21 protein-coding genes are annotated in these 23,089 nt (G+C 69.5%); 15 read left to right on the top strand and 6 right to left on the bottom strand.

Features of this window, described 5'->3' with window-relative positions:
- The first annotated feature begins 128 nt into the window (after positions 1–128).
- The 5 genes from lysS to EXW95_RS12755 all read left to right on the top strand — a co-directional run bounded on the left by lysS (position 129) and on the right by EXW95_RS12755 (position 6,591).
- Positions 129–1,691, top strand: coding sequence for a lysine--tRNA ligase (gene lysS / locus EXW95_RS12735; protein ID WP_174367755.1), 1,563 nt, complete (start codon positions 129–131; stop codon positions 1,689–1,691).
- A gap of 247 nt (positions 1,692–1,938) precedes the next feature.
- Positions 1,939–3,279, top strand: a complete 1,341-nt coding sequence (locus EXW95_RS12740) for an ROK family protein (RefSeq protein ID WP_174367756.1) — start codon at positions 1,939–1,941, stop codon at positions 3,277–3,279.
- Positions 3,276–4,511, top strand: coding sequence for an ABC transporter substrate-binding protein (locus tag EXW95_RS12745; RefSeq protein WP_174367757.1), 1,236 nt, complete (start codon positions 3,276–3,278; stop codon positions 4,509–4,511). Before EXW95_RS12740 ends, EXW95_RS12745 begins: the two co-directional genes overlap by 4 nt.
- Positions 4,512–4,603: 92 nt before the next feature.
- On the top strand, positions 4,604–5,728 hold the full coding sequence (locus EXW95_RS12750) for a carbohydrate ABC transporter permease (protein WP_174367758.1): 1,125 nt from the start codon (positions 4,604–4,606) through the stop codon (positions 5,726–5,728).
- Positions 5,725–6,591 (top strand): carbohydrate ABC transporter permease, encoded by an 867-nt coding sequence (locus EXW95_RS12755; RefSeq protein WP_174367759.1) that lies wholly within the window; start codon positions 5,725–5,727, stop codon positions 6,589–6,591. The genes EXW95_RS12750 and EXW95_RS12755 overlap by 4 nt, the downstream gene beginning before the upstream one ends.
- 45 nt (positions 6,592–6,636) lie before the next feature.
- On the opposite strand, the gene EXW95_RS12760 is transcribed toward EXW95_RS12755, so the two are convergent.
- Complete coding sequence (locus EXW95_RS12760; RefSeq protein ID WP_217449194.1) at positions 6,637–7,236, bottom strand: GIY-YIG nuclease family protein; 600 nt, start codon at positions 7,234–7,236, stop codon at positions 6,637–6,639.
- Positions 7,237–7,280: 44 nt separating this feature from the next.
- Complete coding sequence (locus EXW95_RS12765; protein ID WP_174367760.1) at positions 7,281–8,333, bottom strand: bifunctional nicotinamide-nucleotide adenylyltransferase/Nudix hydroxylase; 1,053 nt, start codon at positions 8,331–8,333, stop codon at positions 7,281–7,283.
- A 121-nt stretch (positions 8,334–8,454) separates the two neighbouring features.
- On the opposite strand from EXW95_RS12765, the gene EXW95_RS12770 reads away from it, so the two are divergent.
- The 7 genes from EXW95_RS12770 (at position 8,455) to EXW95_RS12800 (ending at position 14,875) form a co-directional block, all read left to right on the top strand.
- Positions 8,455–8,940, top strand: a complete 486-nt coding sequence (locus EXW95_RS12770) for a YbjN domain-containing protein (RefSeq protein ID WP_174367761.1) — start codon at positions 8,455–8,457, stop codon at positions 8,938–8,940.
- Positions 8,941–9,049: 109 nt separating this feature from the next.
- Complete coding sequence (locus tag EXW95_RS12775; protein WP_254605608.1) at positions 9,050–9,946, top strand: DUF1206 domain-containing protein; 897 nt, start codon at positions 9,050–9,052, stop codon at positions 9,944–9,946.
- A 46-nt stretch (positions 9,947–9,992) separates the two neighbouring features.
- Positions 9,993–10,385 (top strand): methylglyoxal synthase, encoded by a 393-nt coding sequence (locus tag EXW95_RS12780; protein ID WP_174367762.1) that lies wholly within the window; start codon positions 9,993–9,995, stop codon positions 10,383–10,385.
- A gap of 83 nt (positions 10,386–10,468) precedes the next feature.
- Positions 10,469–12,229, top strand: a complete 1,761-nt coding sequence (locus EXW95_RS12785; protein WP_174367763.1) for an HD domain-containing phosphohydrolase — start codon at positions 10,469–10,471, stop codon at positions 12,227–12,229.
- Positions 12,202–13,266: a PP2C family serine/threonine-protein phosphatase gene (locus EXW95_RS12790; protein WP_174367764.1), complete on the top strand. Its 1,065-nt coding sequence runs from the start codon at positions 12,202–12,204 to the stop codon at positions 13,264–13,266. Before EXW95_RS12785 ends, EXW95_RS12790 begins: the two co-directional genes overlap by 28 nt.
- A 28-nt stretch (positions 13,267–13,294) precedes the next feature.
- Positions 13,295–13,672: a RidA family protein gene (locus EXW95_RS12795; RefSeq protein WP_174367765.1), complete on the top strand. Its 378-nt coding sequence runs from the start codon at positions 13,295–13,297 to the stop codon at positions 13,670–13,672.
- A 267-nt stretch (positions 13,673–13,939) separates the two neighbouring features.
- Positions 13,940–14,875: a magnesium transporter CorA family protein gene (locus EXW95_RS12800; protein ID WP_174367766.1), complete on the top strand. Its 936-nt coding sequence runs from the start codon at positions 13,940–13,942 to the stop codon at positions 14,873–14,875.
- Positions 14,876–14,944: 69 nt separating this feature from the next.
- Here the strand turns inward: EXW95_RS12800 and EXW95_RS12805 are convergent, their stop codons facing one another.
- The 4 genes from EXW95_RS12805 to EXW95_RS12820 all read right to left on the bottom strand — a co-directional run bounded on the left by EXW95_RS12805 (position 14,945) and on the right by EXW95_RS12820 (position 18,381).
- Positions 14,945–15,301, bottom strand: coding sequence for a DoxX family protein (locus tag EXW95_RS12805; protein ID WP_174367767.1), 357 nt, complete (start codon positions 15,299–15,301; stop codon positions 14,945–14,947).
- Between the two features lie 256 nt (positions 15,302–15,557).
- Complete coding sequence (gene rph, locus EXW95_RS12810; RefSeq protein WP_174367768.1) at positions 15,558–16,289, bottom strand: ribonuclease PH; 732 nt, start codon at positions 16,287–16,289, stop codon at positions 15,558–15,560.
- A gap of 117 nt (positions 16,290–16,406) precedes the next feature.
- Positions 16,407–17,132 carry a glutamate racemase gene (murI, locus tag EXW95_RS12815; protein WP_254605611.1) on the bottom strand — a complete coding sequence of 242 codons (726 nt, stop codon included), beginning with the start codon at positions 17,130–17,132 and terminating at the stop codon, positions 16,407–16,409.
- 22 nt (positions 17,133–17,154) lie between these two features.
- Positions 17,155–18,381 carry a PLP-dependent aminotransferase family protein gene (locus tag EXW95_RS12820; RefSeq protein ID WP_254605613.1) on the bottom strand — a complete coding sequence of 409 codons (1,227 nt, stop codon included), beginning with the start codon at positions 18,379–18,381 and terminating at the stop codon, positions 17,155–17,157.
- Positions 18,382–18,491: 110 nt separating this feature from the next.
- On the opposite strand from EXW95_RS12820, the gene fba reads away from it, so the two are divergent.
- The 3 genes from fba (at position 18,492) to EXW95_RS12835 (ending at position 23,015) form a co-directional block, all read left to right on the top strand.
- Entirely contained in the window at positions 18,492–19,409 is a 918-nt protein-coding gene (gene fba, locus EXW95_RS12825; RefSeq protein WP_174367769.1) for a class II fructose-1,6-bisphosphate aldolase, read from the top strand.
- A 132-nt stretch (positions 19,410–19,541) separates the two neighbouring features.
- Complete coding sequence (locus EXW95_RS12830; protein WP_174367770.1) at positions 19,542–20,267, top strand: hypothetical protein; 726 nt, start codon at positions 19,542–19,544, stop codon at positions 20,265–20,267.
- Positions 20,268–20,420: 153 nt separating this feature from the next.
- Entirely contained in the window at positions 20,421–23,015 is a 2,595-nt protein-coding gene (locus tag EXW95_RS12835; protein WP_174367771.1) for a S8 family serine peptidase, read from the top strand.
- Positions 23,016–23,089: the final 74 nt, after the last annotated feature.

Here is a 23,089-nt window from a genome sequence, read left to right on the forward strand (position 1 = left end):
AGCGGATGGAATCCAGAATCAGGGAGGCGGGTCGCTGCGTGCGGTCTGCCTCCGACCCGTTCTCTGGCGGGGTGTGAACTGGACGTCGGGCGGGCGCGGCGTGTGGGGCGCGGCCTATACTGGCGGTTATGTCTGATGGTTCCCCCAATCGCCGCGAGGGTCTGCACGAGCAGACTGTCAGCCGCCTGAACAACCTGGACGCGCAGGTGGCCGCGGGTTTCGAGGCCCACCCCTACACGTACCCGCGCACGCATCACGCCCGTGACGTGCTGTCCGCCCACCCCGCAGGTGCCGTGGGTGAGGACGGCGCGCCGAAGTGGGAGGCCGGGCAGGAGTGGCCCGAGACGCAGTACGCGCTGGCCGGGCGCGTGACCCTGATGCGTCACATGGGCAAGGCGGCCTTCGCGGACCTGACCGACGAGTTCGGGAAGATCCAGCTGCACTTCTCCAAGCAGGACACCGAGCAGTTCGACGTCACGAAGAAGATCGACCTGGGCGACATCATCGGCGTGCGGGGCTTCCCGTTCGTCACGAAGACCGGTCAGCTGACGCTGCGCGTGACGTCCTGGCAGCCGCTGGTCAAGAGCCTGCACCCGCTGCCCAGCAAGTTCCATGGCCTGCAGGACGAGGAACTCCGCGCGCGGCGCCGCTACGTGGACCTGATGATCAACCCCGAGAGCCGCGAGGTGTACCGCACGCGCTCGCAGATGCTGCGCTTCATCCGCAACTTCCTCGACAGCCGCGACTTCATGGAGGTCGAGGGCCCCACGTTGCAGGTCGTGCCCGGCGGGACCGAGGCCAAGCCGTTCAAGACGTTCCACAACGCGCTGGGGCACGAGTTCAGCATGCGCATCAGCCTGGAGCTGTACCTCAAGCGGCTGCTGGTGGGCGGCTTCGAGCGGGTGTACGAGATCGGCCGCAACTACCGCAACGAGGGCATCGACCGGACGCACAACCCGGAATTCACGATGCTCGAAGCGTACTTCGCGTACGGCGACTACAACGACATGATGGTGCTGGTCGAGACGCTGCTGCACGACCTCGTCGTGGAACTCAAGGGCGAGCCGAAACTCACCTACCAGGGGCGCGAACTGGACTTCTCGCTGCCGTTCAGGCGGCTGGACTTCGTGACGGCGCTCAAGGAGCAGGCGGGCCTGGACTTCGATCCGCTGGATCTCGTGAAGCTGCGCGAGTGGAGTGACGTGCACCACCCGGAGCACCGCAAGACCCCGGACTACAAGCTGCTGGACAAGCTGGGCGGTGAGTACGTCGAGCCGCTGCTGCAGAACCCGACGTTCCTGACGGACATGCCGCTGGCGATCAGCCCGCTGGTGAAGGTGCACCGTGACCGCCAGGGGCTGGCCGAGCGCGCTGACCTGTACGTGGCGGGGTTCGAGCTGGCGCCGATCTACTCGGAGCTGAACGACGCGCTGGATCAGCGGGAGCGCTTCGAGGCGCAGACGGCCCGCCGGGATGCCGGGGACGACGAGGCGCACGAGCAGGATGAGGACTTCCTGCTGGCGCTGGAGTACGGCATGCCGCCCACCGCCGGGATGGGGATGGGTATGGACCGACTGGCGATGCTGATGACCGACCGGGATTCCATCCGGGACGTGCTGCTGTTCCCGCTGCTGCGTCCTGAGGGCACGGGGGCCGGGGCGGAGGACGCGCCGGACGTGACGGTCGGCTGAGCGTTTAGGTGTCGCCGGGGCGGTCGGGGCTGCGGCTCCGGCCGCTTCGTTTGATGTCGACTTAGATCGGTTGTCCAGAAAAGTGGCCTGTGAAGCGCTTCCATTAATTCGTTCGTTTGACAAACAAAATTACTCAGGCGCAGCATACCTTCACACAAGCCCCACCTGACCCTCAGTCGAGTCCGTCGACTGACGCTCCATCTGCGCCTTTTCCATGCTGACCGCCCCCGGTCACAGAGGACCCCTCATGCTGCACGCCGACACCCACAGCCCGGACACCCTGGACCTCGCGGCCATCCGCGCGCGGCACACCCTGCTGCTGCTCGGCCTGCTGTGGGACCGGGACCTGGCCCGCGTGGACATCGCCCGTGAACTGGGCCTCTCGCGCAGCGCGATCAGCTCCATCGTCACCGAACTGATCAGCGTCGGACTGGTTCAGGAAGTCGGCACGCGCGGCACCGGTGGTGTGGGGCGGCGCGCCACGCTGCTGAACCTCAACACCCGCGCCGCCGCGCTGCTCGCCATCGACCTGGGCGCCAGCCACGCCCGCGTGGACGCCCTGGACCTCCACTGCCGCCCGCTGGCCAGCCGCACCGTCGGGCACGACATCGCCCTGGGCCCCCAGGCCACCTACGCCCTGCTGCGCGACCTGACCCGGCAGGTCCTCGCCGACGCGCACCTGAACGCCGCGCAGGTCGCCCTGGTCGGCGTGGGCGTCCCCGGCCCCGTCGACCACGATACCGGCCGCGTCGTGCAGCCGCCCAACATGCCCGGCTGGGACGGCGAGAACGTCCGCGCCGCCCTGCAGGACGCCCTGAACCTCGAAGTGCTCGTGGACAACGACGCGAACCTGGGCGCCCTGGCCGAGGCCCGCTTCGGCGCGCACCGCGGCATCCAGGACCTCATCTATGTGAAGGTCGCCACCGGCATCGGCGCCGGCGTGCTGCTCGGCGGGCGCCTGCACCGCGGCACGCGCGGCGGGGCAGGGGAGATCGGGCACATCAGCATCAACGAGCAGGGCCCGGTGGGCCGCAGCGGCAACCCCGGCAGCCTGGAAAGCTACGCCGCCGCGCAAGTCATCGAGAATCACGCCCGCAGCCTGCGCCTCCAGGGGCACCCCACCAGCCTCCCCGACCCCATCAGCCTCGAAGACCTGCTCGCCCACGCGGGCAGCGACCCCCTGGCCCGCGTCGTGTGGGAGGAAGCCGGGCACCACCTGGGCGTCGCGATCAGCACCACCCTGAACCTCTTCAACCCGGCCGCCGTGATCATCGGCGGGCGCCTCTCGCAGGCGGGCGACGTGCTGCTGCGCGCCATCCGCGTCAGCGCCCAGAGCCGCACCATGCGCATCAACGCCGACCGCACCCGCATCGACCTCGGCACGCTCGGGCAGGACGCCGGCGTGATGGGCGCCGGGGCCATGATGCTCGACTCCCTGTTCACCCCACGGGGCCTGCCGCACCTGTACGGCATCGCCCGCATGAACCAGAACGCCCGTGACCTCGCGGGCAGCCGCGCCCCACCCCCGTCCATCCGGACGGCCCCCCAGACCCTGAACGCACCCGTTTCACACGGAGGAACACCATGAAGAAAGCACTGCTGCTCGCCGCCGCCCTCGCCGTCACCACCAGCGCCTCTGCCGCTGGCAAACTGGAGATCTTCTCCTGGTGGTCCGGTGACGAGGGTCCCGCCCTGGAAGCCCTGGTCAAGCTGTACAAGGCCAAGTACCCCACGGTCGCCGTGGACAACGCGACCGTCTCCGGCGGCGCCGGCACGAACGCCAAGGCCGTCCTGAAGACCCGCATGCTGGGCGGCACGCCCCCCGACTCCTTCCAGGCGCACGCCGGTCAGGAACTCATCGGCACCTGGGTTGTCGCCGGGCGCATGGAAGACCTCAGCGGCCTCTTCAAGAGCGAAGGCTGGGACAAGGTGTTCCCCAAGGACCTCGTCAAGCTGATCAGCACGAACGGCAAGCCCTGGAGCGTGCCCGTGAACGTGCACCGCAGCAACGTTATGTGGTACAACCCCGCCAAACTCAAGGCCTGGGGCGTCACCGTACCCAAGACCTGGCCCGAATTCCTCAAGACCTGCTCCACCCTGAAAGCCAAGGGCGTCGCGGCTCCCCTGGTCGTCGGTGAGAACTGGACCCAGCAGCACCTCTGGGAGAGCGTCATGATCGGCACGCTGGGCGCCGCCAACTGGGAGAACCTGTGGGCCGGCAAGCTGAAGTTCACGGACCCCAAGGTCGTCGCGGGCTTCACCACCTTCGGCAAGGTCATGGACTGCGCCAACAAGGACGCCAGTGGCCTCAGCTGGCAGCAGGCCAGTGACCGCGTCATCGACGGCACCAGCGCCTTCAACGTGATGGGCGACTGGGCCGCCGGGTACTTCGCGACCACCAAGAAACTCGCCCCGAACACCGGCTTCGGCTGGGCGCCCGCCCCCGGCACCACCAAGACCTTCGTGATGCTCGCCGACTCCTTCGGTCTGCCCAAGGGCGCCAAGAACCGCACCGAGGCCCTGAACTGGCTGAAACTGATGGGCAGCAAGGCCGGTCAGGACGCCTTCAACCCCCTGAAAGGCTCCATCGCCGCGCGCACCGACAGCGACCTGAGCAAGTACAACACCTACGGCAAGAGCGCCGCCGCCGACTGGAAGAGCAACAAGATCGTCGGCAGCCTCGTGCACGGCGCCGTCGCCCCCGAGAGCTTCATGAGCGCCTTCGGCGCCGTGATCGACCAGTACGTGTCCAGCCGCAACAGCGCCGCCGCCGCCGCCGCCGCGCAGCAGCTGGCCGTGCGCGCCGGCATCAGCAAGTAAACCCCGGCTGTCGGATGTGGGTTGTGGGCTGTAGGAACGGCTTTTCCTACGCCCCACAGCCCACATTCCACGTCCCATGAAAGGAGGCCCGCATGAAAGGCCTGAGTAAAGACCGCCTGTGGTCCATCGCCGTTCTGACGCCCAGCATCATCCTGATCGCGGTGTTCGTGTACGGTTTCATCGCGCGCAGCGTGTACGTCAGCATGACCGACTGGGGCAACGACCCCGCCCAGGCTCTGGCGCTCGACCCCATCATCCGCTGGGTGGGTCTGGCCAACTACCAGGAACTGTTCACCGGCTTCCTCCAGGGGCGCTTCCGGCAGGAACTGATCAGTACCATCTTCTTCACGCTGTTCTTCATCCTGGGCTGCCTGGGCCTGGGCCTGGGCCTCGCGCTGATCCTGGACCGTAACCCGAAAGGAGAGGGCCTGTGGCGCACCATCTTCCTGTTCCCCATGAGCCTGTCGTTCATCGTGACCGGCACCATCTGGCGCTGGATGCTGCAACCCGGCGGCGGCGTGAACCAGGCGCCCACCCTGCTGGGCGGCGAGGCCAGCACCTTCGGCTGGCTGAGCAGCACCGACGCCCTGTGGAAATTCGACTGGAACAAACTCCCGCTGCTGACCGCCAGCGTCGTGGGCCTCGTGCTGGCCGTCATGGCCGTGCGCGCCGCGCGCAGCGGTGACCGCACCCGCACCCTGGTCGCCGCCGCATGCGCCGCGCTGCTGTTCCTGTGGGCGCTGTTCATCGGCCCGAACGTCAAGATGCTGCCCGCCCCGGAACTGCACGGCTTCAACCTCGCCCTGATCGGCATCATCATCGCCGCCGTGTGGCAGATGAGCGGCTACACCATGGCCCTGTACCTCGCCGGTCTGCGCGGCATTCCCGAGGAACTCCGCGAGGCCGCCCGCGTGGACGGCGCGAACGACATTGGCATGTACCAGCACGTCATCTTCCCGCTGCTCGCCCCGATCACCCTGAGCGCCATGATCGTCCTGGGGCACATCAGCCTGAAGATCTTCGACCTCGTGTACGCCATGGCCGGACCCGACAACATCAACACCAGCGTGCCCGCGCTGAACATGTATCTCACCAGCTTCCGGCAGAACCAGTTCGCGCTGGGCGCCGCGATCGGCACCATCCTGCTGATCCTCGTGGCATTCGTGATCGTCCCGTACCTCAGCTCCCAGTTCCGCACCGAGGAGGGCCACGCATGACCACCACCGCGCCCGCCAACGCCACCCCCACCGCCGCGCCCCGCCGCGCCATCAAACCCGGCCGGGTCGTCATGTACGCCCTGCTGATCCTGGCCGCGCTGTTCTTCCTGGTGCCGGTCTACCTGTTGTTCGCCACCGCCCTGAAAAGCCCCGACGCGATCAACCTCGCCACCACCTGGCACTGGCCCGCCGCGCTGAACTGGGCCAGCTTCAGCGAAGCGTGGAACAAGATCGGCGGGAACGTCCTGAACAGCCTGTTCCTGGCCGTCACCGCCACCATCCTCAGCGCCCTGCTGGGCAGCCTGAACGGCTACGCCCTGAGCAAATGGAAATTCCGCGGGGCCAACACCCTGTTCGCCCTGATGCTCTTCGGGATGTTCATCCCCTACCAGGCCGTCCTGATCCCCCTGTTCCAGTTCATCAAGAGCCTCGGCCTGTACGGCAGCATCTGGGGCCTGATCCTCGCGCACGTCGTGTACGGCATCCCCATCACCACGCTGATCTTCCGCAACTTCTACGCCGACGTCCCCGACGCCCTGATCGAGGCCGCCACCATCGACGGCGCGGGCTTCTGGCAGATCTACGGCCGGGTCATCTTCCCGATCAGCATCCCCGGCTTCGTCGTCGTGATCATCTGGCAGTTCACGCAGGTCTGGAACGAATTCCTGTTCGCCGCCACCCTGACCAACACCACCAGCCAGCCCGTCACGTACGCCCTGTCGCAGCTCGCGGGCGGACAGGCCGTCAGCTGGAACCTGCCCATGGCGGGCGCGATCCTCGCCGCGCTGCCCACCCTGCTCGTGTACATCCTGCTGGGCCGCTACTTCGTGCGCGGTCTGCTCGCCGGGTCCGTCAAGGGCTGAACCCACACCCGCTCCGCGCGCCCCGCACTCCGGTGTGGGGCGCGCTCATTTGACTTGGGCGACGTGCCGTCCTTTTCCGCTGCGCCCGATCTTTCCTTCGCGCATCAGCAGCCCCAGCAGGCTGTACGAGAGGTAGTCCTTCGAGCCGCCCCCGTAGTCGCTGCGCAGGCCCAGCAGGCTGGCCACCTCGGCGTTCTTCACGCCGCCCGGGTTGGCCTGCGCGAACTCCAGCACGGCGTCCTTGAGCAGCGTGAGGCCCACCTGCGCCTTCTCCGGCGCGCCTGCGGGCACGGTCAGGCCGGGCCGCGCCTTGCCGCCCAGACCCGAGGGCAGCACGGTGTTCGTCAGGAGGCCGCCGCTGGCCTGCGTGCCGAACGCCGCGATGAGTTCCGCCTCCAGCCGCAGCGCCTCGGGTTCGGTCAGGTGCTCCACCAGATAGCTCACGAGCACCTGCGCGCCCGCTCCTTCGATCTCGCGGATGCGGTCACCCTTGGGGGTGTGGTCCGGGCGGATCAGGTGATCGTGTGCGCGCGTGCCGGTGCCCTTGCCGATGTAGAAGGGCCGCGCCGGGTGCTGGCGCGGGTCCTTGAGGGCATACACGTAGTACGGCTTGTCCGGCGTCACCTGGGCGTCCCGATCATCCACCTCAGCATGCCAGGTCCGCGTCGCTGACCGGTCTGCACCTGCGCCTACCCGCGCATGACGAAGTGTTCGATGATGGCGTGGTGGTCCTCGAAGAACAGTTCGGGGCGGGCCAGGACGTCGCTCAGGGGCATCCAGAGGGCTTCGCTGGCGTCGCTGCCGCCACTGAGGCGTGGGAGCTGCCCGATGCCGAGGTCGAAGTGGAAGGCGTGGGTGATGGTGCGGCCGCGCAGGCTGCGGTCGGGGTAGTCGAAGACCGCCTGGGCGCGCAGCGCGGCTTTCAGGTCGAGGCCGCTGCCCAGGCCGGTTTCCTCCTGCACCTCGCGGACGCAGCAGTCGAGGAGGGTTTCTTTCTGCTCCAGGAACCCGCCGGGCATGGCGAGGCGGCCCCGGCCGGGCAGCCCGCCGCGCCGCACGAGGAGGACGTGACCGCTGCGGGTGATGACGGCGTCGGTCGTGACGAAGATGGGGGGGTAGGGGGCGTCTTTCCACGCGGCGCGGTAGCGGGCGAGGTACTCGTACTCGTCGCGCAGGTCGCGGTAGTCGGGGGTGGTCCGGAAGGTGGTCAGGAAGGCGTGGACGGCGGGGGGCACCATGCCCTGCACGGTGTCCAGGTGCCCCTCGAAGTAGGCGCGGCGGACGTCGGTGGCGCTGAGCGGGCTGACGACGTGGGTGGGAATGAATTCCCAGGCGGGGAAGGAGCGCAGGTAGTAGCTGCTCTCGTCCTTGATGTGGCCGATGAGGGCGACGTCGCTGCTGCCGCGCGTGTGGGCGGTGACGCCGGCCTGGACCTCGCTGAGCCACAGGGCTTCGTTGTAGTGGTAGTCGCGGACGTGGACGAACAGCACGCGGGGTTTCGGGATGCCCGCGTCCTGGAGCATGCGGCTGATGAGGTCCTGGCGTTCCTCGGCGGTGAAGGGGTTCTTGATGTTGCGGGCGGCGCGGGCGCTGCCGATGACGACGATGAGTTTCTGGACGCTCTGGAGCGCTTCGAGCATCACGGCGAGGTGGGCGGTATGGGGGGGTTCGAAGCGGCCGATGTACACCCCGAAGGTGCGGCGGCGGCGCGGAGTGGGGGAGGGGGTGCTGGGCGCAGTCATGCTCCTCACGTTGACATGCAGCAACCATGAAAAACATGAGTTATGGGAGGGAGAGACTTGAACCGGGTGCAGCCGCCTCATCTGCCCGGACGCCCCCGCACCCGGCAGCGTACGCTGAGGCATGACCCGCACCCTGCTGGCCGCCACCCTCGTCCTCTCGCTCGCCGCGCCCGCTGTCGCCGGGGGCGCCGCCGCGCCCGTCACGCAGGTGCAGCCCGGCACGCCCGCCGCCGTCATGGCCGCCCTGAAGGCCGCCGGGTACAAGGTCACCATGGAACCAGCCCAGGCCGACCGCGACCCCACCATGACCTTCACCAGCGGCGGGCACGAGGTGCAGGTGTGGCTCAGCTCCTGCAAGAACGGCGTGTGCAGCCGCGCCACCGCCAGCACCTCCTGGGACTACAGCGACGCCGAGGACCTCGACCTGGACGTCGTGAACGAGTGGAACAGCAACTACTACACCCAGGCGTACGCCTACGATGGCAGCTACTACCTGGACAGCACCCTGGCCATCCGCGGCGGGTTCACGCAGGCCACCGTGAAAGCCTGGATCGCCGACTACCTCGAGGACGTCAGCGCCTTCGAGGAAGAACTGCCGGGCGAGTAATACAGCAGCCACGCCGGGCGGACGTAAAGAAAACCCCCAGGCCAGTTCAAGGCCCCTGAACGGCCGCCGCACCCGACCGGCTCTCCCCGCGGGACACACTTAAGGTCTCATGGCAGACCTCAAACAGATGGGCCAGCAGACCGCCAGTACCCTCAAGGGCGGCGTGGAGGGCGCGCAGCAGGCCGCCGCGCACGCCACCCGCCACGCCGCGCCCTGGCTGGAGGCCCTGGCCCGTTTCGGGTACGCCAGCAAGGGCGTCGTGTACGGCACGGTCGGCCTGCTGGCCCTGAGTGTCGCCCTGGGTCGAGGCGGGGCCACCACCGACACCAAGGGCGCCCTGCTGCGGTTGCAGGACCTCCCGGCAGGCACGCTGCTGATCTGGCTGCTCACGCTGGGCCTGATCGGCTACGCGCTGTGGCAGCTGATCCGCGCCGCGCTGGACCCCGAAGACCAGGGGCACGAGGCCAAGGGGATCGTCAAGCGCGCCGGGTACGCCTTCAGCGGCGTGGCGAACCTGGGTCTGGCCTTCTTCACCGCGCGGCTGGCGCTGGCCGGGAACGCCGCCCGCTCGCAGAACAGCGAGGATCAGGTGGCGGGGACCGTCCTGAACCTCCCCGGCGGGCAGCTGTGGCTGGCGCTGGGCGGCCTGATCCTGCTGGCCGTCGCCGCCAATCAGCTGTACGTCGCCTACGGCGCGAAGTTCATGAAACGCGTGACCTTCACCGACCTGCCCGCGCGCACCTGCGACTTCCTGAAACGCATCGGTCAGGTCGGCATCGCCTCGCGCGGCGTGCTGATGGTCATCATGGGCGTGTTCGCGCTGCTGGCCGCCTGGAACCGCAAGGCGAGCGAGACGGTCGGCATCAGCGAGGCCCTGACGTGGCTGCGCACCCAGCCCGCCGGGAACGTCCTGCTGGGCGCCGTGGCGCTCGGGACCCTGTGCTACGGCGTGTGGTGCGTCGTGCAGGCCAGTTACCGCCGCATCCGACTGGAGGACGCTGCCTGAACCGCCCCCCCAGGGCTGCCGCGCGGCGCGTGCGAGAATCGCCCCCATGGCCCCCAACCCCAGCCGTCAGGTGGCGCTGATCGCGCACGACAAGAAGAAACTCGAACTGGCCCTGTTCGCCCTGAACCACCGGGACGTGCTGGGCCAGTTCCACCTGGTCGCCACCGGCACGACCGGCGGCATCCTGGAAAAACAGACCGGCCTGAGCGTCGAACGCGTCCTGTCCGGCCCGCTGGGCGGCGACCAGCAGATCGGTGCCCGGCTGGCCGAGGAACGCGTCCTGGCGGTGTTCTTCTTCCGCGACCCCCTGACCGCCCAGCCGCACGAACCGGATGTGAGCGCCCTGGTGCGCCTGTGCGACGTGCACGACATCCCGCTGGCGACCAACCCCGCCAGCGCCGAGGCGCTGATGCTGTGGCTGCGCGAGCAGCTTACCTGAGCGCGGACCGGGGCCCCACCCGGCGGGGGGCCACCTGTCAGGTGAATGCGTTTTCACCCTGCGGGTGATGTGATGACGCAGGCATGACCTGGACCAGCCTGCCCTGCGGACCCCCGGACGCCCTGAGCCTCCCGGACCGTCAGCGCTGGGAGGTGACCCTGCGCGACGCCCGGCGCCGCGACGAGCAGGCCCGGCAGGCAGGGGACGACGAGGGACTCGCCGCCGCGCTGCACGCCCAGGGCGCCGCGCTGAACCGCCTGGGCCGCCCGCGCGAGGCGATCGGGGCGCTGCTCGAGAGCGTCGCGTACCTCGGACACGATCCGCACGCGCAGGCCTGCGTGTGGCGCGAGGCGGCCTGCGCCCACCTGAACCTCGACGACGGGACCGCCGCGCAGGAGTACCTCGCGCTCGCGCTGCGCCTGGCCCGCACGGCGGGCGACCTGAAACTGCAACTCGACCTGCTGGACGACCTCGCTACCCTGCACGCCGCGCACGGCGACCTGCACGCCGCGTGCGACACCCTGCGCGCCAGCCTCGGGCTGCGCCGCGCACACCGGCAGCCCGGCCTGACCCGCACCCTGATCCGCCTGACCCTGGCCGAACTGGACCTCCCGCCGCACGAACAGCCGGCCGCGCTGGGCGCCCGCACCCGCGAACTCGCGGCGCTCGCCCCGAGCGAACCGCTCGGCGGGGAGAGCTGGGCGACCCTGGCGCTGCTGCACCTGCACCAGCAGCAGCCCGAGGCTGCGCTGCACGCCGCCGCACAGGCCACGCCCCTGCTGCGCGCCGGGGGGCAGGGGCGCGCCGCGCTGCGCACCCAGGCCACCCAGGCCCGCGCCGCGCTGCTGCTGGGCCGCCCCGCCGAGGCGCAGGCCCTCGTGCAGGAGGCCCTGCGCGATCCCGCCTCGCCCGCCCACCCGCACGAGCATGCCGAGCTGCACCTCGTGGGCAGTGACGTCTGCGCGCACCTGGGCGACTACCCCCAGGCGCTGGCGCATCACCGTCAGTACCATCAGCTCGACGCGCAGGCGCGGCGCGGGCACCAGCAGGAACGCGCCCGCGCCGCGCAGGCCCGCGTGGCCCTGGACGTCACCCGGCACGAGGCGCAACTGCACCGGCAGCGCAACGACGAACTCGAGGCGATCGTGCAGGCCCGCACGCTGGAACTGAGGCGCAGCCAGCGGGCCGTGATCGACCTGCTCGCCAGCGCCGCCGAGTTCCGCGACGCGCCGCTGGGTCCCCACACCCGCTGGGTGGGGGACGCCACGGGCGCCGTCGCCCGCCACCTGGGCCTGCCCGCCCCCCAGGCCGAGGAGCTCGGACTGGCCGCCCGGCTGCACGACGTCGGCAAGATCGGCATTCCCGACTCGATCCTCCTGAAGGAAGGCCCGCTGACCCCCGACGAGCGGGACATCATCGCCACGCACACCACCCTGGGCGCGCAGCTGCTCACGCAGCCCGGCGCGGCCGACGGCGGCCCGCTGCTGCACCTCGCCGCGCAGATCGCGCTGTCCCACCACGAATGCTGGGACGGCAGCGGTTACCCCCGCGCGCTGCGCGGCCCGGACATCCCGCTGGGCGGACGGATCGTGCGGGTCGTGGACGCCTTCGACGCGCTGATCAGCGCCCGGCCCTACAAACCCGCCTGGACCGACGGGGACGCCCTGCAGTACCTGCGCCAGCACGCCGGGACGCTGTTCGACCCGGCGTGCGTTCGGGCCTTCACCGAACTTCACGCGGCGGCGCAACTCCCCCCCGCGACGCCGGGTGACGGGTCTGCACCCGAACCGCCAGTCAGGTGGCTTATATTGAACTCATGCGCGCCCCCGCGACGCCCTCATTGACGTCCGGTCTGCTGACCGACGTCGGTCGGCAGCGGCAGGGCGGCGTGAACCAGGACGCCGCCCTGGCCCTGGACCTGCCGCAGGGCGGCCTGTACGCCGTCGCCGACGGCATGGGCGGACACGCCGCCGGGGAACTCGCCGCGAACCTCGCGCTGGACGCGCTGAGCCAGAGCTACCTCGACGGGCGCGGCACCCCACCGGCCCGCCTGGCGCAGGCCGTGCAGGCCGCGAATCTCGCCGTGCTCAGGCACGCCGTCGGTGAGTACGTCGGCATGGGCACCACCCTGATGGCCGCGCTGGTCGACCGGGGCGCCGTCCTCATCGCGCACGTCGGGGATTCCCGCGCTTACCTGCTGCGCGGCGCCGAACTGCACCGCCTGACCGAGGACCACTCCTGGGTGGCCGAACAGGTCCGCCTGGGCCACATGACCGAGGCCGAGGCGCGCGACCACCAGTGGCGCAGCGTCGTCAGCAACGCCCTGGGCGGCGAGGAACGCGTCCGGCTGGAACTGCACGGTCTGCCCATCCAGGCCGGGGACCGCCTGCTGCTGTGCAGCGACGGCCTGAGCAGCGTCGTCACCGACGAGGAACTGTGCGCCCTGCTCGCCCGGCCCCTGCCGCCCGAGACGACCGCCCGCCTGCTCGTGAACGCCGCGAACGACGGCGGCGGCCCCGACAACATCACCGCGCTGATCGTGGACGTGCAGCGCGACGCCCCCCTGCCCGCCTACCCGCTGCCCGCCCGGCGCGACGACGGCCCCATGTACATCGACGTGCTGCTCAGCACCCAGCGCGGCAACAGCCTCATGACGTACCTGCTGCTGATGATCGCGTACTTCACGCTGCTGGGCATCATGCTGGTCCCCGAACGCCGCACCGTCATCGGCGCCATCGGCACCGTCGTCCTGATCGCGCTGCTGATCGGGCAGCGCCTCACGCAGCGCCGCCGCGCGCACACGCCGCTCGGCGCGCCCGCCGCGAGCCTCCAGGCTGCGCCAGTCCCGGCCCGCGAACGGAGCGTCACGCAGACCCGCTAACAGCCCCGCCGCCGGGTATGCTGCCCGCATGAAAGACATCATCCAGACGCCCGACGCCCCGGCCGCCATCGGCCCGTACAGCCAGGCTGCCGTGTTCGGCAATCTGGTCGTCACCAGCGGCCAGATTCCCCTCACGCCCGACGGGACCCTGGTCGAGGGCGGCATCACCGAGCAGACCGAACAGGTCATCGCGAACCTCAAGGCCGTGCTGGCCGCCGCCGGGACCGACCTCGCGCGGGTCGTGAAGACCACGGTGTTCCTGGCCGACATGAACGAATTCGCCGCCATGAACGCCGTGTACGAGACGCACTTCCCCGCCCCGTACCCCGCGCGCAGCACCGTGCAGGTCGCCCGATTGCCCCGCGACGTCCGCGTGGAGATCGAGGTGCTCGCCGAGCGCCACTGACCGCACCCGCGCGAGCACGCACAGGCGGGCGGCCCGCCGCTGTGACCGACCCCGGCCGGTGGGGGAGGGGCGTTCTCCCCTTGCCCCGTCCGGCCCGGCGGGGCTAGCATGACTCCCGCTGCGCCCCCACACGGGCGCGCGGCCCCCGAGGAGGTGATGACGTGACCCCAGACCCCCACACCCTGGACGGCGAACCGCCCAGTCGACCTCTGACCACGCCCCACCCATCCCCGGAGGTCGCCCCATGCCCCACCCTGAAGGCCGCGCATGCTGACGTACTACCGCAGCGTCGGCGGCAAACTGAACACGATTGACGGGTACATCGACGGCTGCTGGATCAACGCCGCCGACCCCAGCCCGGAAGAACTCGCCCGGGTCGCCCGCGAGACCGGCCTGGACCTCGACTACCTGTCGTACCCGCTCGACCCGGACGAACGCTCCCGCTTCGAACGGGAGGACGGGCAGCTGCTGATCATCATGCAGACCAGCTACCGCCTGCCCGAGGACAGCGACATCCCCTACGACACCGTCCCGCTGGGCATCCTGCACACCGACCACTGCCTCGTGACCGTGTGCGCCCTGCCGGAGAACCCGGTCATCAAGGACGTGCTGGGCGGCCTGGTGCGCCGCGTCAGCACCGTCAAGAAGAACCGCCTGACGCTGCAGCTGTTCCTGCGCAACGCCCAGCGGTTCCTGATCGACGTGCGGCAGATCAACAAGCGCGTGGACGCCATCGAGGACAAACTGGAGAACAGCCAGCAGAACCGCGAGCTGCTGAACCTCCTGAAGCTCGAGAAGAGCCTCGTGTACTTCCTGACCGGCCTGAAGGCGAACGAGGCCATGATGGAACGCGTCAAACGCGACCGCATCTTCGAGATGTACGAGGAGGACAGCGACCTGCTCGACGACGTCCTGATCGAGAACCTGCAGGCCATCGAGATGGCGTCCATCGCCAGCAACATCCTGACCAGCATGGCGGGCGCGTTCGCCAGCGTCATCAGCAACAACGTCAATCAGGTCGTGAAGGTCCTGACCGTGACGACCATCCTGGTCGCCATCCCGACCCTGGTGACCAGCATCTTCGGCATGAACGTCCCCGTGCCCTTCCACGACAACCCGGAAGGCATCTGGATCGTGCTCGGCCTCGCCGTGGCGCTCGCCGTGGCCGTTGCCGGGGTGTTCTACCGCCTCCGCGTGCTGTAGAGGGTGATGGTGAACGGTTGATGGTTGACAGAGGGTGCTCCCGTCTATCAACCATCACCTTTCAACCTTCTACTCCTTGCTGACGATCAGGAGCGCACCGAACAGCGCGAGGTTCTTCAGGAACTGCGCCTGCTGCTGCTGCCGCTCCTTGCCCTGCTTGTCCCAGAAGGGGTGGCCGATCACGGTGGTGGGAATCAGACTGGTCGCCAGGGCGAGGCTGGCCGCGCGTGGCATCAACCCGGCCGCCATCAGCGCGCCCGCGCCGACCATCACGCCACTGTTGACCTTCACGGCCAGTTCGGGCTCCGGCACCTCCGCGCCGCGCGCCGCGCGCACGATCGGGTCGGGGTTCTGCAGGTGATCCAGGCCGTTCTTGATGAAGATGCTCGCGAGCAGCGCCCGCCCGATGAATCTCGTCACACTCATGCCTTGCCCTCCTTGAACTGTCCCGGAGTCTAGCGCAGGCACGCCCGGCCCTCGCGCGCCCCCGCGCTTGGGCAAGCCTTCAGTGAAGCGGAGGTGGGCTCATACGAATTCCGTCTGTTTCGTTAACAACCCGCAACTGCACCGGGTTGCCAACTCCACGCCCGGAACCCGTTTCTCTCCTTCTCTGCTGCGCAGCTCTGCGAGTCGCATCCGCTCGGGTTGAAAGATTTTGCAGACCTTTCAACCGGGGTTCTTATTACATGCCCTGGATGACCGACAGCTGCCGGGTCAGGTCGGCCATGATGTCCTGCACGGCGCGCGTGCCGGTGGCGAGCATCCCCACGTACTCGTCGTGCGTCAGGACGCCTTCTTCCGCTCCGCCCTGCACCTCGACGATCAGGCCGTCACTCGTGGCGACCACGTTCAGGTCCGCGCGGGCCACCTTGTCCTCGGCGTAATCCAGGTCCACGCGGATCTCGCTGCCGACCAGTCCGACGCTGACCGCCCCGATGTTGCGCGAGATGGGCCAGTCGGTCAGGCGGCCCTTCTGGATCAGGCGGTCGCAGAAGTCATGCAGCGCCGCGTGCCCCGCCAGGATGCTCGCCACGCGCGTCCCGCCGTCCGCGACCAGCACGTCGCAGTCCACGTACAGCGTCTGGTTGCGGAAGTGACGCAAGTCCATCCCGGCGCGCAGCGCGCGGCCCAGCAGCCGCTGGATCTCGTGACGGCGGCCGTTCTGCAGATTCCGCTCGCGGGCCTGCCGGTCGTTGGTGGCGCGGGGCAGCATGGAGTACTCGGCGGTCAGCCAGCCCTCCTTGCTGCCGCGCATGTGCGGCGCGGGCTTCTCTTCCAGGGTCACGGTCGCGAGGATCTCGGTGCGGCCCATGATCAGGTGCGCGCTGCCGGGCGCGTGCGGGTTCACGCCCCGCTTGACGGTGATGGGACGGGGCGTGAGGAGGTCGCGGCCTTCGCGGATGGGCTGGGTCATGTCTGTATGCGCTCGATTCTGGGCGGAGCCCGGTGAATTTCCCCCTCATTCTGCACGTTCGCGGCCCCCAGCGCACGGGACAGGAGGTCCGTGACGACCGGCGCGGCCTGCGCGGGATCACCCGTCACGAGGAACGCCTCGGTCCCGCCCGAGGTGCGTGCGCTCAGCAAGGCCGCGCTCCTCCAGCACCCGCCGGGTGTGCCGTGCGACCGCCGCGCCACTGTCCAGCAGCGTGAACGTCTCCCCGAACTCCGCGCGGATGCTGCCCGCCAGGAACGGGTAGTGCGTGCAGCCCAGCACCAGCCCATCCGCCCCGGCCTCTGCCAGCGGGGTCAGGATCTCTCGCAGCACCTCACGTGCCCGCGCGGACTCCGCCTGCCCGGCCTCCACCAGCGGAACCAGTTCCGTACTGACGGCCTTCAGCACCTGCACGCCCGCCGGGTCCGCGAACTCGCGGATCACGTCCGCCAGCAGCGTCCCGCGCATCGTGCCCGGCGTCGCCAGCACGCCCACCACCCCCGACCGGGTCGCCAGGACCGCCGGTTTCACCGCCGGGACCAGCCCGATCACCGGCATGTCGAAGCGCGAACGCAGGTCGCCCAGGCTGAACGCCGACGCGGTGTTGCACGCCACCACCACACCCTTCACGCCCCGCGCGTGCAGCGCCGACACCGCCCGCGCCGTCAGGTCACGGATCTCCCCGTCGGGCCGCGCGCCGTACGGCACGTGCGCCGTGTCCGCCAGGTACAGCAGGTCCTCGCCCGGCAGCGCCCGCCGCAGGTCCCCCAGGACACTCAGGCCGCCCACGCCACTGTCGAACACGCCAAGCGGTGCGTCACTCATCGCGCCTGATGATACGGGACGCTCAGCTCCCGGCCAGCGCCTCGCGCAGCGTGTCGCCCAGCGCGTGGATGCCCCGCGTGATCTGCTCGGGCGTGGCGTTGCTGTAACTGAGGCGCATGGTGTTCTCCCCGCCTCCCAGCGCATAGAAGGGACTGCCGGGCACGTACGCGACCTTGCGCTGTACGGCGCGGGGCAGCAATGCCTGGGTGTCCACGCCGTGCGGAAGGGTCAGCCACAGGAACATGCCGCCCTCGGGCGTGGTGGACTGCACCCCGGCCGGGAAGTCCGCGTGGATGCGCTCCAGCATCAGGCGGGCGCGTTCGCCGTACGCCTGCCGCACCCGTTCGATCTGACGCGGCAGCACGCTGTCCACGAGTTCCGAGATGATCATCTGGTTGAAGGTCGGCGTGTGCAGGTCCGCGCCCTGCTTCGCCTGGATGAGTTTATTGATGATCGGCGCGGCCGCCTGCACCCACGCGTCGCGCAGGCCCGGCACCAGCGTCTTGGAAAACGAACTGGAGTAGATGACGTGGTTGCGGTCCGCGTCGCCGTGCAGGTCCAGGCCCAGGCTGTAGAGGCTGGGGGCGGCCTCGCCCGTGAAGCGCAGCTGCCCGTACGGGTCGTCCTCGATGAGCAGGACGCCGTGCTGCGCCGTGAGTTCCACGAGGCGGCGGCGGCGCTCGGCGCTCAGGGTGCGGCCGGTGGGGTTCTGGAAGTTCGGCACGGCGTACAGCAGCTTCGCGCGCGTGGTCTTCAACACCTCCTCCAGCGCGTCCACGTCGATGCCACCGTCGTCGGTGGGGACCTGCACGTACCTGGGCAGGTACGGCTGGAAGGACTGCAGCGCGCCCAGGTACGTGGGGGCCTCCACGAGCACCACGTCCCCCTCGTCGATCAGCACCTTGCCCAGCAGGTCCAGGCCCTGCTGGCTGCCCGTCACGATCTGCACGTTCCGCGCCGGGATGCCCGCCTGCGCGCCGATCCACTCGCGCAGCGGCGCGTGGCCCTCGGTCGTCGAGTACTGCAGCGCCGCCGGGCCGTACACGTCCAGCACGCGGTTGCTCGCGGCGCGCACCTCGTCCAGCGGGAACAGCTCCGGCGCGGGCAGGCCCCCGGCGAAACTGATCACGTCCGGCTGCTGCGTGACCTTCAGGATCTCGCGGATGGCGCTGGCCGTCATGCTCTGCGCGCGGCGCGACAGCGTGCCGTCCAGATCGAAGGCCAGCGGGGCGGGGGAGGGGGTGGTCATGCCCGCATGGTAGTCCCCTGTCTACCCCGCGCGGCCCAGTCATGTGGACGGCCCCCGAGTGTGATCACGGTCACTCCGGGTAGAGTGGGGACGCTCAAGGAGGTATTCACATGCTCGTCACCGGTAACGACATCCTGATTCCCGCCCGCGCTGGCCAGTACGGCGTCGGTTCGTTCAACACCAACAACATGGAGATCACCCAGGCGATCATCCACACCGCCGAGCGGTTGCGCAGCCCCGTCATGGTGCAGATGAGCGAGGGCGCCATCAAGTACGGCGGCCAGGACCTCGCCAACATCGTCATCGACCTCGCCAAGCGGGCCACCGTGCCCGTCGCGCTGCACCTCGACCACGGCAGCTCGTACGAGAGCGCGCTGAAGGCCATCAAGATGGGCTTCACCAGCGTCATGATCGACGCCTCCCACCACTCCTTCGACGAGAACGTCAAGGAAACGAAACGAGTCGTGGAAGCCGCGCACGCCATGGGCATCAGCGTGGAAAGCGAACTCGGCCGCCTGGGTGGCATCGAGGAACACATCGTCGTGGACGAGAAGGACGCCTTCCTGACCGACCCCGAGGAAGCCGTGCAGTTCATCGAGCAGACCGGCACCGATTACCTCGCCATCGCCATCGGCACCAGCCACGGCGCGTTCAAGGGCAAGGGCCGCCCCTACATCGACCACGCCCGCATCGAGAAGATCGCCAGCCTCACCGGCATTCCCCTCGTCGCGCACGGCAGCAGCGGCGTGCCGCAGGAGATCGTCGAGCGCTTCCGCGCCGCCGGCGGGCAGATCGGTGAGGCCGCCGGGATCGCCGACGAGGACCTGCAGCGCGCCACGCAGTTCGGCATCGCCAAGGTCAACGTGGACACTGACCTGCGCCTCGCCAGCACCGTCGGCATCCGCGAGGCCCTCATGGCCAACCCCAAGGAATTCGACCCCCGCAAGATCTTCGGCCCGGCGAGAGACGTCATGAGCCAGGTCATCGAGCACAAGATGCGCGTGCTCGGCAGCGTCGGCAAGGCCTGACCGACCACTCCGTTCACGGTCCACACGCGTGCGGTCCGCTCCGGTCGGCTGATCCGGGGCTGACCGCCGCATTCATCTTCGGCCCGCGTGACAGCGGGAAACTCTCACCCTGCCGCTCTATCCTCACGTTGAATGAGAGCGGCGGGGTACACCACATGGGTCATGGTCACGCTGGGCGCACTGGGTGCCGCCGCCAGCGTCGCCAGTGTCACCCCTCCCCTCCTGCCCAGCGGATGGCAGTCGAAGATCGCCGCGCTGCTCCCGCAGACCGGGCAGACCGTCACGCTGCTCGAGCGGCGCCCCAGTATCTCCACCGTCGCGCTTGAACTGGTCGTCGCCAGCGCCGGCGGGGACCGCGAGGCGCTGCGGCAGGTCACCGCGTCCGCCGCGCGCGGCGTCGCCCCCACTTACGACAAGCGCCTGAACGTCAGCCCCGAGGAATTCAAGCGCTACATCGTCTTCCAGAGTACCCTGGCCTCCACCGGCAAGACCTTCCGCCTGAACGTCAGTCGGGATAGCAGCCGCGTCACCTTCAGTGACGGCCCGTACATGAACGGCGTCCTGAAGGGCGTCAGCATCGACCTGAAAACCGGCGAGATGCGCGGCCCCGAGGGCTTCAGCGCCCGCCCGGTCGCGGTTCCCGCCAATGACGACCCGGAACGCGGCCTGCTGGTCCGCAGCGGCTTCCAGTGGCTCATGAACGGCAACAACGCCCAGATCGGCAACGGCGTTCGCGGCACCCTGAACCTCCTGCACCTGAGCAGCGGCCGGGTCGTGCTCAGCTACCGGCGCAAGAGCATGATCGACCGCCGGGTGGACGACTTCGACCGCGAACTGATCGTCGAGTACACCCGCTGAACCGCCCGCGTATGGCCGTGCCCGCGGACGTCCACCGCTGGACCGGCGGGGGGCGGTTCCTGCACGCCCGCCTGATGAGCGCCTGACCGGACGTCAAGGTGTCCTCACGTTCCATTCAGGGGCCGTCACGCGCGACCGCCTACGCTGGGCCTCATGAAGAAGCGAAACCTCTTGATGCTTGGCGCGGCCCTGACCCTGGGCGGCCTGAGCCAGGCAGAAGCGGGCCGGATCTCCCCCGGTCTGCTGCAACGCGCCCAGAAGGGCGACCAGACCAAGGTCGGCGTCATCGTGCGCTTCCAGTTCGCCAACGACGCGCGGGGACGCGCGCAGTTCAAGAACCTCCGGGCGCAGCTGAACAGCAAACTCGCCGCGCTGGGACCATCCGCCGGATTCATCAATCAGGCCCTCAAGAGCGGTCAGGCCACCCAGCTGTGGCTCGATCAGAGCATCTACCTGCCCATGACGCCCGTGCAGGCTCGGGCCCTGGCCCTGCTGCCCTTCGTCAGTGACGTGTTCGAGAACTTCAAGGTGCAGATTCCCAAGCCGCAGCGGGCCGTCGCCCTGAGCGCCGCCGCCGCCGCGCCCGGCGAGGCGTGGCACCTCGCGAAGATCGGCGCGCCGCAGGCGTGGGCCGCCGGGTTCAAGGGCCAGGGCATCAAGATCGGGCACCTGGACAGCGGCATCGACGCCAGCCACCCCCAGCTGAACGGCAAGGTCGCCGCGTTCGCGGAGTTCAACGCGGACGGGGACCGCGTCCCGAACGCCGCCGCGCGCGACACCACCAACCACGGCACGCACACGGCGGGCCTGCTGGTCGGCGACACTGTGGGCGTGGCGCCCAGCGCCAAGGTCATCAGCGCGCTGGTCCTCCCGAACAACGAGGGCACCTTCGCGCAGGTCATCGCGGGCATGCAGTATGTGCTGGACCCGGACAACAACGCCGACACCGACGACGGCGCCGACGTCGTGAACATGAGCCTGGGCATTCCCGGCACGTACGACGAGTTCATCGTGCCGGTGCAGAACATGCTCAAGGCGGGCGTGGTGCCGGTGTTCGCCATCGGGAACTTCGGGCCGACCTCGGCCAGCACCGGCAGCCCCGGCAACCTGCCCGATGCGATCGGCGTGGGCGCCGTGGGCCAGGACGGACAGGTGGCCAGCTTCAGCAGCCGCGGTCCCGTGAACTGGAACAGCATCATCAAGGGCGTGTTCGTGAAGCCCGACATCGCCGCGCCGGGCGTGGAGATCACCAGCGCCTTCCCCGGTGCGAAGTACGGCGCGCTGAGCGGGTCCTCGCAGGCCAGCCCGATCGCGGCGGGTGCGGTGGCACTGATGCTCTCGGCGAAACCCGGCACCAGCGTGGACGCCGTGAAGAACGCGCTGTACACCAGCGCCAGCAACGCGGGCAGCAAGAACAACAACGTCGGCTTCGGCCTGATCAGCGTGCCCGGCGCGATGGGCAAGCTGGGTGTCAACGTGAGTGCTCCGGCCCCTGCACCAGCCCCTGCACCGACCCCCGCCCCGACGCCAGCACCGACCCCGGCCCCCACGCCTGCCCCCACCCCGGCACCGACCCCGGCACCGACCCCCGCCCCGACGCCCACGCCCACCCCAGCGCCTACTCCGGCCCCCGCTCCCACGCCCGCTCCGGCGCCGACCGGTCCGGCCGGGTACAGCCTGTGCGCGCTGGAAGGCAGCAAGTGCAACTTCAGCGGGCAGAAGGACGCCGCCTTCGGCACCGCCGGGAAGTACCTGACGGGCGTCGGCACGGACGGCTTCAACTGCACGGTCGCCGAGTGGGGCCGCGACCCCGCCCCCGGCCTGAAGAAGGGCTGTTTCATCAAGGACCGCCCCGGCACGCCCGCGCCCACCCCGGCCCCTGCCCCGACTCCTGCGCCCGCACCCAGCACTGGCAAGAAACCCACCGTCATGCTCGTGGATGACGACATGGGCCAGGGACCGGACGTGACGGCCGCGCTGCGCGACGCCATCAAGGCCAACGCCGCGACCGGCGGGGCGTTCGTGTGGAACACCCAGAGCCAGGGCCAGGTGCCGCTGAGTGAACTCAGGCGCGCGGACATCGTCGTGTGGGCGACCGGCGAGCAGTACCAGAACACCATCACCCCCGCCGACCAGAACACCCTGCAGCAGTACGTGGCGGGCGGCGGCAACCTGCTCATCACCGGTCAGGACATCGGCTACGACATCGGCACGAGTGCCTTCTACACCGGCATCCTGAAGACGCGCTTCGTGGCGGACAGCAGCGGCCAGGCGAAATTCGTGACGCGCGGCGCCTTCGGCAACACCGCCTTCACCCTGAACGCCCAGGGCAGCGCCGCCAACCAGTATTACCCCGACGTGATCGCCGACCAGGGCGGCAGCAGCGTGGTCGCCTCGTGGGGCACCGCCAACGCGACCGCCGGGACGATCACCGCGCAGAGCATCCGCGTGGACCCCAACAGGAACCGCGCCGCGCAGAAGGTCAAGGAACCCCGCGGGCTGGTCGAGCAGCTGGCCGCCAGCGTCGTGAACACCGTCCTGGGCCAGATCTTCGGCGGGAACACCCAGGCGCAGGGGCAGAACCGCCCGCGCGTCAGCGCCCAGTCCGCCGGTGAGAACGCCGGGGCGATCGTCGCGAACGACGCCGGGAAGTACCGCACCGTCACCATGGGCTTCGGGATGGAAGGCCTGACGCCCAACAGCCGCAACATGCTGATGAAGACCGCCTTCGACTGGCTGATGAAGTAATCGCACCTCTTCCGGGCCGCCGGCGCACCTGCGTGGGCGGCCCTGTTCGTTGCCTCAAGGCTTTCCCTGCCCGG

Origin of the sequence: Deinococcus sp. JMULE3 (assembly GCF_013337115.1) — a bacterium.
Taxonomy (GTDB): Bacteria; Deinococcota; Deinococci; order Deinococcales; family Deinococcaceae; genus Deinococcus.